Source organism: Nostoc sp. UHCC 0252 (assembly GCF_034931145.1).
In the GTDB taxonomy this organism is placed as follows: domain Bacteria; phylum Cyanobacteriota; class Cyanobacteriia; order Cyanobacteriales; family Nostocaceae; genus Nostoc.
Genome location: NZ_JAYGHE010000127.1, coordinates 1 through 10,327 on the forward strand (window position 1 = coordinate 1; position 10,327 = coordinate 10,327).

The 10,327-nt window shown below is 42.3% G+C and carries 9 protein-coding genes; 4 read left to right on the forward strand and 5 right to left on the reverse strand.

Annotation, left to right across the window (positions count from 1 at the left end; genetic code table 11):
* Positions 1-146: 146 nt before the first annotated feature.
* Positions 147-980, reverse strand: a complete 834-nt coding sequence (locus tag VB732_RS34370; protein ID WP_323235291.1) for a sulfurtransferase — start codon at positions 978-980, stop codon at positions 147-149.
* A 31-nt stretch (positions 981-1,011) separates the two neighbouring features.
* Positions 1,012-1,431 carry a DUF6220 domain-containing protein gene (locus VB732_RS34375; RefSeq protein ID WP_323235292.1) on the reverse strand — a complete coding sequence of 140 codons (420 nt, stop codon included), beginning with the start codon at positions 1,429-1,431 and terminating at the stop codon, positions 1,012-1,014.
* A 113-nt stretch (positions 1,432-1,544) separates the two neighbouring features.
* On the opposite strand from VB732_RS34375, the gene VB732_RS34380 reads away from it, so the two are divergent.
* The gene (locus VB732_RS34380) at positions 1,545-2,207 is read left to right on the forward strand and encodes a LuxR C-terminal-related transcriptional regulator (RefSeq protein WP_323235293.1); all 663 of its coding nucleotides are present in this window, start codon (positions 1,545-1,547) and stop codon (positions 2,205-2,207) included.
* Between the two features lie 158 nt (positions 2,208-2,365).
* On the opposite strand, the gene VB732_RS34385 is transcribed toward VB732_RS34380, so the two are convergent.
* Positions 2,366-2,521, reverse strand: coding sequence for a hypothetical protein (locus VB732_RS34385; RefSeq protein ID WP_323235294.1), 156 nt, complete (start codon positions 2,519-2,521; stop codon positions 2,366-2,368).
* 110 nt (positions 2,522-2,631) lie between these two features.
* Between VB732_RS34385 and VB732_RS34390 the strand changes: the two genes are divergently transcribed.
* Together VB732_RS34390 and VB732_RS34395 are read left to right on the forward strand one after the other, a co-directional pair.
* Positions 2,632-3,438 carry an SAM-dependent chlorinase/fluorinase gene (locus VB732_RS34390; RefSeq protein WP_323235295.1) on the forward strand — a complete coding sequence of 269 codons (807 nt, stop codon included), beginning with the start codon at positions 2,632-2,634 and terminating at the stop codon, positions 3,436-3,438.
* 317 nt (positions 3,439-3,755) lie between these two features.
* Positions 3,756-4,079 (forward strand): hypothetical protein, encoded by a 324-nt coding sequence (locus tag VB732_RS34395; protein ID WP_323235296.1) that lies wholly within the window; start codon positions 3,756-3,758, stop codon positions 4,077-4,079.
* Positions 4,080-4,586: 507 nt separating this feature from the next.
* Here the strand turns inward: VB732_RS34395 and VB732_RS34400 are convergent.
* Both VB732_RS34400 and VB732_RS34405 read right to left on the reverse strand, forming a co-directional pair.
* Positions 4,587-6,575 (reverse strand): ATP-binding protein, encoded by a 1,989-nt coding sequence (locus VB732_RS34400; RefSeq protein WP_323235297.1) that lies wholly within the window; start codon positions 6,573-6,575, stop codon positions 4,587-4,589.
* A complete protein-coding gene (locus tag VB732_RS34405; RefSeq protein ID WP_323235298.1) occupies positions 6,572-7,846 on the reverse strand; it encodes a DUF4255 domain-containing protein in 1,275 nt (424 codons plus the stop codon). The genes VB732_RS34400 and VB732_RS34405 overlap by 4 nt, the downstream gene beginning before the upstream one ends.
* A gap of 520 nt (positions 7,847-8,366) precedes the next feature.
* Between VB732_RS34405 and VB732_RS34410 the strand changes: the two genes are divergently transcribed.
* A complete protein-coding gene (locus VB732_RS34410; protein ID WP_323235299.1) occupies positions 8,367-10,250 on the forward strand; it encodes a serine/threonine protein kinase in 1,884 nt (627 codons plus the stop codon).
* Positions 10,251-10,327: the final 77 nt, after the last annotated feature.

A 10,327-nucleotide genomic window follows, 5' to 3' on the forward strand; every position in this document is an offset into this window, starting at 1 on the left:
TAAGAAGTCGGGGATCTGAGTCTTCTGATTTTCACAAATCAAATAGGATTGCTATATCAAAGACTTCTATAGCAAGCCAAAATCCCCCTGAATTAGGGGGGTAATTTAATTTGTGCGTACAGCGTACAGCGTAGGTATAATTATCGCTACTTCTCTATAGCGACATCAGGTAGACGACTCCACTCATTCCAAGAACCATCGTAATTCCGAACATTTGGATAACCTAATAAATACTTCAAAACAAACCAGGTATATCCAGAACGTCCACCGATCGCACAGTAAGGAAATATTTCTTTCTCAGGGATAATGCCCTTACTGTGATAAAGATTTTTCAATTCGTCGAATGATTTAAAAGTTCCATCCTCATTGAGAGTTAAGATATGCTCAAGATGGACTGCACCTGGAATATGCCCAGTAAGTTCACCTTCTTTTGGCGGCTGATCGAAAAACCATTCACCACAGTATTCTTGAAGTGTTCGGACATCTAATAATATGCCATCGCTTCGACCAATTGATGCTTTAACTTCATCATGTAATACTCTCAAACTAGCATCAGTAGTTTTGGCACGATAATCAGTAGCAGAAAACGTGGATAACCCAGTTGCTAGCGGACGACTTTCTAACTTCCATTTCTGATAGCCGCCATTGAGAACTTTTACATTTTTATGCCCAAAGACTTGCAACAACCAGAAAATCCAGGCTCCGGTTCCAGGATAACTGCCATAGGCAATCACTGTTGTATCATTGGTGATGCCTGAACGTGCCATCAGCTTCTCAAAAGCGATCGCATCCCAATTTATTTTAAAATCGGGCAATAGTAAATCTCTCAAGAAGTTCCAGAAGACAGCACCAGGGATGTGAGCATTTTCGTATGGCTTTGGGCTAATATCCACTTCAATAATGCGGATGTTTGGATCGTTGAGATGATTCGCTAACCATTGAGTATCAACGAGAACGGATGGATGAGCGTATTGAGACATTTTAGTGCTAAAAAAATTGAAAGTTACAGTTTTAATCTTGGTTGTGCTTGGGAAATACGATGTGTGATGTCCGATGAACTAGGGTTGTAGAAATAGAAAATAAGGAGAAGCCGATGAGTGGGTGAAAAACCGCTAAAGGAAAAGAAGTTTTCAAGTGAATTGTGAGAAATTGCAGCCCCAGCAGTACTGGGATGCTTGCTGTCAGGCGCTGGACTCTTGGGGGAAATGGCATCAAAAACACCCATATCAACAAAATTAGTGAGAGTCCGCTATATCCTCGCACCAGCCAAATATGTACGTTCCACCAATCAGAGTTGTAAAAGTAAGCCATTCCAACGCTGAATACTTGGATTGCTAAACAGAGATTGAAAAATACTACTGCGATAAAAAAACTGATTTGAATCCAGCGCCCGGATATCTGTGTATCATCAATGCCAGAATTTAAAGTCATGGTTAAGTAATCCCAAAAAAGCAGACAAGAGAAAATACTTGATGTGACTAAAGCTAAGATAGGTCTGGTTGCTATACTGCGCCTAGACCTCGAAAGAGTACAATTTGCCAATCATGATTGCCTTACAAGCTCTATTTCATGGAATTGCTCAAGCTAAAGATGAAGAGACGTTGCGATCGCATATACGCACAGAAATGAGTGAATATTTTTCAGCTACACGATGTGGGCTGTTTTTCTTTGCTCAAATTCCTCTAGCTAACAGCAAGATCCAAAAAGCGCTGCAAATTGCACTATCACCTCAACACAACCCAGTTGCACGCTACTTGCTAGAACACCATGCCCCTGTTCATGAAGCTTTAGTAGTGGAACCTAAGACTTGGAGGTTGATTTGTCCTCGTGCCGATCACTGGCACGTCATGGCAGGGCCAATTGTCAGCAATGGGCAGTTAGTAGGCGCGGTAGGTTTTACCCGTCAGCAAGGAATGCCTGCATTCGACTCACAAAATCTCACAGATTTGAGTGCGCTTTGTCTACACATTTCTACTTGGGTGGCAATGGCGAGATTACAACAACCACTATTACAAACAAAGCGTTTAACGCCTCGTGAAATGCAAATTGCTTCCTTAGTCGCTCAAGGACAAACCAATGCAGAAATTAGTGCTGAACTTTGGATTACTGAAAACTCCGTCAAGCAAGCCTTAAAAAGGATGTTTCGCAAGCTTGAGGTTTCATCTCGGACTCAGATGGTTGCAAAGCTTTCCACAGTTTCAAAATAGTATTGAATCAAGAGATAATTCTTACGGGGTGGGCATCCTGCCATTAATGCCAATGAATTTACAGCAGTTTTCATGTATTTGAACCACATCTATCGTCAGAAACAAAAAAACCCGCCGTAGCGGGTTACACAACAAACTAAGAACATTGAAAACTTGATTTAGCTGGAATATCTCATTTCAGCTTCTAGTTGACGAACTAGTTGTTCATCGCCCTTTGCTCTGGCTACTTGCAAGCGATGCTCTAGGCTTTTTTGAATATTCTCTCTGTGGACTTCTTGTGCTTTTCTCACACTTTGTAGTCTACCTTGATTCATAGTGATTACCTTTTTAATTTTTCACTTTATGTCTGCTATTGTTAACATAGCATATATTTTGTAGCTGTTGCTACAGAATTTTATAACTTAATGTAGATTTTAACAAAAATATGTCTGAGGAGCGGATAGGTCAACAACGACTCATGACTTTTCTAAGCGATTTTGGCGATCGCGATATCTATGTAGGCGTGATGAAGGGAATCATCGCCCAACTCAACCCCAGACTGAGGGTAATAGACTTAACCCACCAAATTCCGCCGCAAGACATTGCCGCAGCTAGGTTTTCCCTGATGAATGCTTATCCTTATTTCACCGTTGGGACAGTGCATCTGGCGGTAGTAGATCCGGGTGTGGGAACCAAGCGACGAGCGATCGCGGTAGAATTTGCTCAAGGATTTTTAGTAGGCCCAGATAATGGTATCTTTAGCGGGGTACTTAGTCAAAGTCCTGCGATCGTAGCCGTCGAGCTTACAAATCTTAACTATTGGCGTTCTCAACCAAGCAACACTTTTCACGGTAGAGATATCTTCGCACCAGTGGCAGCTAATCTTGCTAATGGTGTCCCCTTGAAACAGCTAGGACAAGAAATTGATCCAGCAAGTTTAGTCAAACTAGATATAGCCGAGTGCAAGCAGACAAGCAATGGTGTAGAGGGTTGCATTCAATATATTGACCACTTCGGCAACTTAGTGAGCAACATTCCAGGGAGTTATGTACAAGGCAAAACTTGGTGTGTGCAAGCTGCTGGGTTGAGTATACCAGGTTGCCAAACTTACGGTGATGTCAACGTGGGAGAGATACTAGCTTTAGTTGGTAGCCACGGCTGGGTAGAAATTGCTATTAATAGCGGCAATGCCCACTCACAGTTGCATTTAGATTGCTATACAAAATCGTGTAATATTTTTGCGAAATATTGATTTCTTGGCTTGTAGAAATCTATATAAGGCATCATGTGAAAATAAGTTGTACAAATTTAATTCGGAATCAGCTATTAGTCTGACTTTCCAATTAAAAGTGTTCAAGTTATTTTTGCGCGACTCCTAATATCGGGTTCGGTTAAATACTTATAACATCTGTAGGTTGGGTTGAGGAACGAAACCCAACGCTTGATCCTTGCTCATGTTGGGTTTCACTGCCGTTCAACCCAACCTACATTGAGAAGTTTTATTATAAGTAATCACCCGAACTTGATATAACTGTATGATTCTCATCGAAAATATTGAAGATAAAATTTATGAAATTGATCAAACTTCTCTCTCCCATCGTTGCTACCACTATTGCTATTTCCACTCTTACTTTTCTCTCTATTGATTCAGCTATGGCTGTTCGTGTTCGTGTTGTCAGGAATTGTATAACTTACAACAATGCAGGAAGGCCAGTAGGAACACTAAAACGAGGCTTGTATCCTCTTGTCGGATACATGAAATTTGCTAGGAGTAGATACAACGGAGCTAGAGTTCGAGCAGACTTTACTTCATCAGGAAAAGGTGTAGGCACTGTAAACATTGCTAATCGTTGCTTGCAAAACTCTGGAGGAAGAGTGGTTGAATTCAATTAAGAATTAGAAGTAACAGAACACCCTCTTAATATATAAATAATCATACTGCGCCATACAGTTTATCGATGCGTAGGCATCGCACCTTTTTTTTGGTCAACCTCACAAAATCGCGTTGCTCCCTAATTAATGTAGAGACATAGCACTGCTATGTCTCTACTAAGTTTTGGATAGTGCATATAGCAATCCTATCTGATTTGTGAAAATTCTCAGTATCCAGATCCCCGACTTCTTTAAGAAGTCGGGGATCTAACTTTTCACGAATGATTTAGGATTGCTATATTTAATTTCTAAACATATCTATTGGTATTGCAGGGTATTGCTAAATTTACAGCTATAGGACTCCTATTTGACTTCTGAAAAAATCCGTACATCTCGAAAAGGTTAATTCACTACTCCCCACTCCCTACTCCCTACCTACGCAAATAATTTCATTTATCAAGTCAGATTTCTATATTTACCTGAAAATAACCGTAATTCGCTACAATGCTGTCCGAAGTTAATTTAAAATCACATCCACCCCCCAACTTCTGCATCAGTTAAAGGTTTCTCTAACTTGCTATATTCTGCCTGAGCAGCACGCAATACGTGTTTCATCTGCACTGCTTCCCCGGCATCGGCAGCGAGGAAAGCTGCATTTAAGGCTATGTTACGGATATTACCCCCAGCTACATTTAGTCGAGCCAGTTGTAGAGCATCTAAGTCTGCGGTTGGGGTATCGGCGGGAAAAACACGCCGCCAAATCTCGGCTCGTTGCGTTGTATCTGGGAAAGGGAATTGCACCACGAACCGAATCCGCCGCAGAAAGGCAGTATCAATTGAACTTTTTAAGTTAGTAGTTAGCACTGCTAAACCTGGGTAGCTTTCCATCCGTTGTAACAGATAGCTAACTTCAATATTGGCATAGCGATCGCGTGCATCTTTAACTTCACTGCGTTTGCCAAATAAAGCATCAGCTTCATCAAATAACAAAATTACCCCGCCTTGTTCAGCAGCATCAAACACGCGGCGCAAATTCTTTTCTGTTTCGCCAATATATTTGCTAACTACCGATGATAGATCAATACGATATAAGTCGAGGCGCAATTTCTGGGCGAGTACTTCTGCTCCCAAAGTTTTACCAGTGCCGCTAGCACCTGCAAACAAGGCGCTGATTCCCAATCCTCTAGCACTCTTACCAGCAAAACCCCAATTGTTATATACAGTGCTGCGTTGACGGACATGAGCCGCAATGTCTCGGAGAATTTGTTTCTGTGCCTCTGGTAATACCAAATCTTCCCAATCACCAGATGGCTCAATCCGTTGGGCGAGTTCATCTAAGCGCGGGCGTGCTTGCACACGGCAGGTATCCCATAGAATACTCGTGATATCATCTTCTGGTGTTTGGGCTAACTGTCCTGCGGCTTCTGCACAAGCAGCGCGGATGGTTGCGGCACTGAGGTTAAATTGATCCACTAGGGTTTTAACTTGACCGTTCATTTGCGGTGCAATTGAACCTAATGCATCTTGCCAAACTGTACCTTGTTCTTTGCTAGTTGGTTGATGTACGTCAAATTTAACTACCAGGCGTTGTCCTAGCCCAATGCGTTCCCGACTTGTAACTATTAAAAAGCCTTTTGTTCGTTCGATGAAACGTGCGATCGCATTTAACCGCGTCGGATCGTTCGGATCTAATTCGTTGCAGTCTATAAGTAAGGCACACTGACTTAAAATCGTCTCACGAGTCCACAGACGGATGAGATTATCTAACTCACCAGGTGCTAATGGAATCATTTGTGAAGGCATTACCCACAGACTTAAACCCTGAAGCTGACAAATTGTAGCGGCAATGGCGCGTTTGCTAGTATTTTCGTTACCACATAATTGGACAATTGGTAAACTATTAACTTTGTAAGCTTGCGACCAAACTGCTGCGATTCGTTCGGCTAAATCTTGGTGCGAGGGAACTAGATAGTTAACCTCTTGTAATGGTTCAATGATACCAGCTAATCGTTCGTCAAGATATTGAATGCCCGTGAGATAATGTAAAATTCGTTCGTCAATTCTTACAGGGCTGAGAGTCAGGGAATGACCATCACCAAGCTGAATTAACCGCCAATAACGTAAGGGAGAATTTGGAGCGATCGCATCCCAGTGGACATTAGGTAAAGCTGCCAAAGCTAAACTTAGAGTTGGGTAAGCTCGTTGTAAATCGCCGTGCGTCATAGCGCATAATTTAGCAAAGTCTCCATTTAATTCCATACCTGCACACAACAGCAACAAATCGCGTTCAAAGGATGAGAGGCTAAATATTTTACATATTCTTTCTAATGCCGATGGCGCAGGCATTACAGCAGCAGCTTCCTCTAGCACTTGCTGTAAATGTTCTTGGTTTTTCTCTACAGATTGATTTTGGTCTTTTGCCGTGTGATTTTCTAAAATACCACGCACCACGGCCAGAGCAGCTGATAGATAGCGGTAGTTTGCCTCATCCCAATTGCGATTTGTTTTGGCATTCATAAAATAGTCACCTCTGGCGAATCATAATCTCCAGACTGATTTCTGTGCAGTGGACTTTCTGCCCCATCTACCTGCACTCGGACAATATAAGTTCCTGGTTTGATACTTTTGACAGGAACAGTAATTGCATCGGTGTCTTCATTGCGTGATGCAACCAAGAAAGAGTAAGTAGCCGGATTCTTACCTGAAGCCTCACTCAGTAGCAAAACTACTCGTTGTGCCTTACCAACTTTGGGCTGAAATTTTACGGTAATTTCTGCTGTGCGTAAATTGTCGCCGCTATTTTCCACTTTAGCGACAAATGCTGTAATTGTGGGATGGAGGACAAAAGCCGCAACATTTGATTCAACGACATAATCTGTTTGCCCTCCATTGCCCATTGTGAGATGGACAACTTGGATACCCTGAACACTTGCGGATAAATCTGATGGGACTAACAAACTGATTTGGGTTTCTTTAACATCATGAGGTACTATCAAAGTTTCCGTATTGCTCAAACGGATTCGGGTAATCTCGCCGCGTAACCGTTTACCACGAATTACTAATGTTGTGCCCGGAACAATCATTTGATCGGTCTTTGCCGGGGTCATAACTTGCTCTATACTCGGTTGAGACAAGGGCATCATGTAAAAACCTTCAGAATTTTCAAGTTTGCTACTCTCAATCAACACCATTGATGCCAGATAGGTAGCCGAAGGTCGATAGTGTGTTTGTAAAGCAGACCATAATTTAGAAGTTTCTTCCATGTTGAAAAACTCTGGAGTCAGTTTAATCTGCCCAATTTGTTCAGCTAAATCGGATACAGATACACTTGCTACAGCTTGCGAAAAAGCACTTGAGGTATTAGTTGTAGATGCATTTCTCAGAGCATTTTCAATAATATCCGAAGTAATAACTGATGTTTTGTGTAATAAATGCATAGCATAGCCCAATAAAAGCTCCGCCTGAAAATCCTTGGCCCCGTAAGCTGTTAGCAAGTAATGGAGGTCAAGAGCTAGTGGTGGACTTTGGGATGGCATGTTTCCATTAATACGTGAGTGCCTGCTCTTAAATTCCTGAGATACCCAATCGACATTGCGATTCTGCGTTACTTGATAGAGAAAGAGGTTGATTTGAGCGCGTTCGTCAGCTTCAACTGAAATTCGATCGGGTGGTAAGGCAGTTACAATCACATCACCAACACTAGCAGCGATCGGATCGCTGACTAAGCCATTTTCCAGCAAAACTTTTAGTACTGCTGTCACGGCGGCTATAGAGAGTACATTACTCATCCTCTTTCCTCATGGCAATAGCACATATTAATCATGTACGCCAGAGTACATTGACAGAATATATTTTGCAAAACTTTAAATATTCTGTAACAGAGATTATCCGCACAGGATACAAAGTAAGCTGTTACGCAAATAAACATTGCACATCAACTGGTGAGGTTGTCCTTTGTCATTTGTCCTTGGTAAACACAAATGACTAACGACCGTCTACACGGAAAATAGTGCAATATGTAGGCGCGTTATTATCGGCACTACTGAAGCTTAAGACCTCGTATAATTTACGTTAACTTTACATCAGGAACAAATTTCAACTGTCATAGGTCTTAACTTTAAACATTTTATCAAATTGCTAGCATTATTTTCAGTGAGGAATATGTTAAGCTGAGTATAATCAGATAAATGCTAGGTAATATATATTACTAAGTTTATCGAAGTTACGAAGTAAACAAAATATTTGTAATACTAGTAGTATATCTGACTAAAGTTAACACCTGAAAGTAACTAGGATGGGTTCCGCCAGATGAAATCCCCACCTCCTTCAAATTCTTGGATTGGTCGCTTCGTAGGTGATAACGAGCGATACCGTTTAGATAAACGGTTAGGCGGGGGTGGCATGGGAGATGTCTTCCTGGCAACAGATACCCGTGTAGGTCAGCAGGTAGCGTTGAAGTTGCTCAAAGATACGCTGGTGGCATCACAAGAAATGAGAAAGCGTTTTGAGCGCGAAGTGGCAGTTTGTGCTGCTTTGCAAAGTGACCACATTGTTAAGATTAGTGATTGTGGATTCACCCCGGAAGGCTTTCCATTTTACGTAATGGAATATTTGCGCGGGCAAACCCTTAGACAGTTATTGCTGCGCGAAAGGCGGCTATCTGTTGAACGGACGGTGAAAATTATGACGCAAGTTTGCAAAGGTTTACAACTTGCCCATCAAGGAGTAACTCTTCAACGAGATGGCGGGAAAAGCAGCGAACATATTCAGGTAATTCATCGTGACCTGAAACCAGATAATATATTTTTAGTGCCTACAGATTTAGGTGAGTGGGTCAAAGTTTTGGATTTTGGTGTTGCCAAAATTCGCAGTGAATCTTCAGAAAATACCAATATTACAAATATCACAAGTACATTTATTGGTACATTTCGTTACGCACCTCCTGAGCAAATCCAAAGTGATAAAAACCTGGATGCTAGGGGTGATATTTACAGTTTAGGAATTATTCTTTATGAAATGCTGAGTGCCGCCGATCCCTTTGGAATCAGTATTAAGGGTAGTCAGATCAGCGAGGCTTCTTGGGTATTAGCTCATGCTTATGAGCCACCGAAACCACTGCGATCGCAGCCAGGTTGCGATCATTTTTCTGTACAATTGGAAGCTGTGGTGATGAAATGTCTTCACAAAAACCCAGCTAACCGATTTGCAACGGTAGAAGAACTCAATCTTGCTTTGCAAGCTGCTGCCAAATCTGTCACAGGCACTATTAGCTTATCCGAACAGGCTACTGGGCGATCGCAACCTTCCTACAACCAAGGTTCAAATAACGAAACTGTTCCCAGACAAGCGAACGATGACACCGTTCTACGTCCCCCATCTGGATATAATCAAGGTTCAAATCACGAAACTGTTCCCAGACAAGCGAACGACGACACCGTTCTACGTCCCCCATCTGGATATAATCAGGGTTCAAATTACGAAACTGTTCCCAGACCGTTTAACCCGATTCAGCAAGACCAATCTGAGGAAACAGTTCCTCCCTCTCAGCCTGGATACAACCAAGGTTCAAATAACGAAGCCGTTCCAAAGCAGTTTAGCCCAAGTGAACAAAGTCAACATCCTGTGAATAATCCCAACACCAGCAAACCGGATGTGACTTTGTATCAGCCACGGCCTGCATCTAATCCAGGCGGACAACAAGTACCACCAGATAAAACGTTGTTTCAACCGCGACCTGCATCTAATCAAGGTGGACAACAACTGCCACCGGATAAGACGTTATTTCAACCGCGACCTGCATCTAATCAAGGCGGGCAAGTACCACCAGATAAAACGTTATTTCAACCACGGTCTGGCTCTAATCAAGGCGGGCAAGTACCACCAGATAAAACGTTGTTTCAACCGCGACCTGCATCTAATCAAGGCAGACCACAAGTACCGCCAGACGTAACATTGTATCAACCACGACCTGCACCCAATCAAGGCAGACCACAAGCGCCAACGGATGACACTATTTATCAACCAAAGCTAAGTGAGCAGCTAGGTACAAAAATTACTCCCAATTTCTTGCGAATCCTGGGAGTGGTCTTCGCCGTTGGGCTGACTTTAGCATTAGTGACCTATCTATATACTCAATCTCGTAAAGAGCCAAGCAACCCGCAAATACCTAATAGCGATCGCATTCAGAACTAAGCCGCAGGAAAAAGACTGTACTGCTTCCCCCTGCGGGTATTCTTCTAAGAGTACTCCAAGTAAAAAAATGCTCAATT

Coding starts and splice junctions, on each gene's coding strand:
- VB732_RS34370 (WP_323235291.1), bottom strand. CDS start 980: ATGTCTCAATACGCTCATCCATCCGTTCTCGTTGATACTCAATGGTTA.
- VB732_RS34375 (WP_323235292.1), bottom strand. CDS start 1,431: ATGACTTTAAATTCTGGCATTGATGATACACAGATATCCGGGCGCTGG.
- VB732_RS34380 (WP_323235293.1), top strand. CDS start 1,545: ATGATTGCCTTACAAGCTCTATTTCATGGAATTGCTCAAGCTAAAGAT.
- VB732_RS34385 (WP_323235294.1), bottom strand. CDS start 2,521: ATGAATCAAGGTAGACTACAAAGTGTGAGAAAAGCACAAGAAGTCCAC.
- VB732_RS34390 (WP_323235295.1), top strand. CDS start 2,632: ATGTCTGAGGAGCGGATAGGTCAACAACGACTCATGACTTTTCTAAGC.
- VB732_RS34395 (WP_323235296.1), top strand. CDS start 3,756: ATGAAATTGATCAAACTTCTCTCTCCCATCGTTGCTACCACTATTGCT.
- VB732_RS34400 (WP_323235297.1), bottom strand. CDS start 6,575: ATGAATGCCAAAACAAATCGCAATTGGGATGAGGCAAACTACCGCTAT.
- VB732_RS34405 (WP_323235298.1), bottom strand. CDS start 7,846: ATGAGTAATGTACTCTCTATAGCCGCCGTGACAGCAGTACTAAAAGTT.
- VB732_RS34410 (WP_323235299.1), top strand. CDS start 8,367: ATGAAATCCCCACCTCCTTCAAATTCTTGGATTGGTCGCTTCGTAGGT.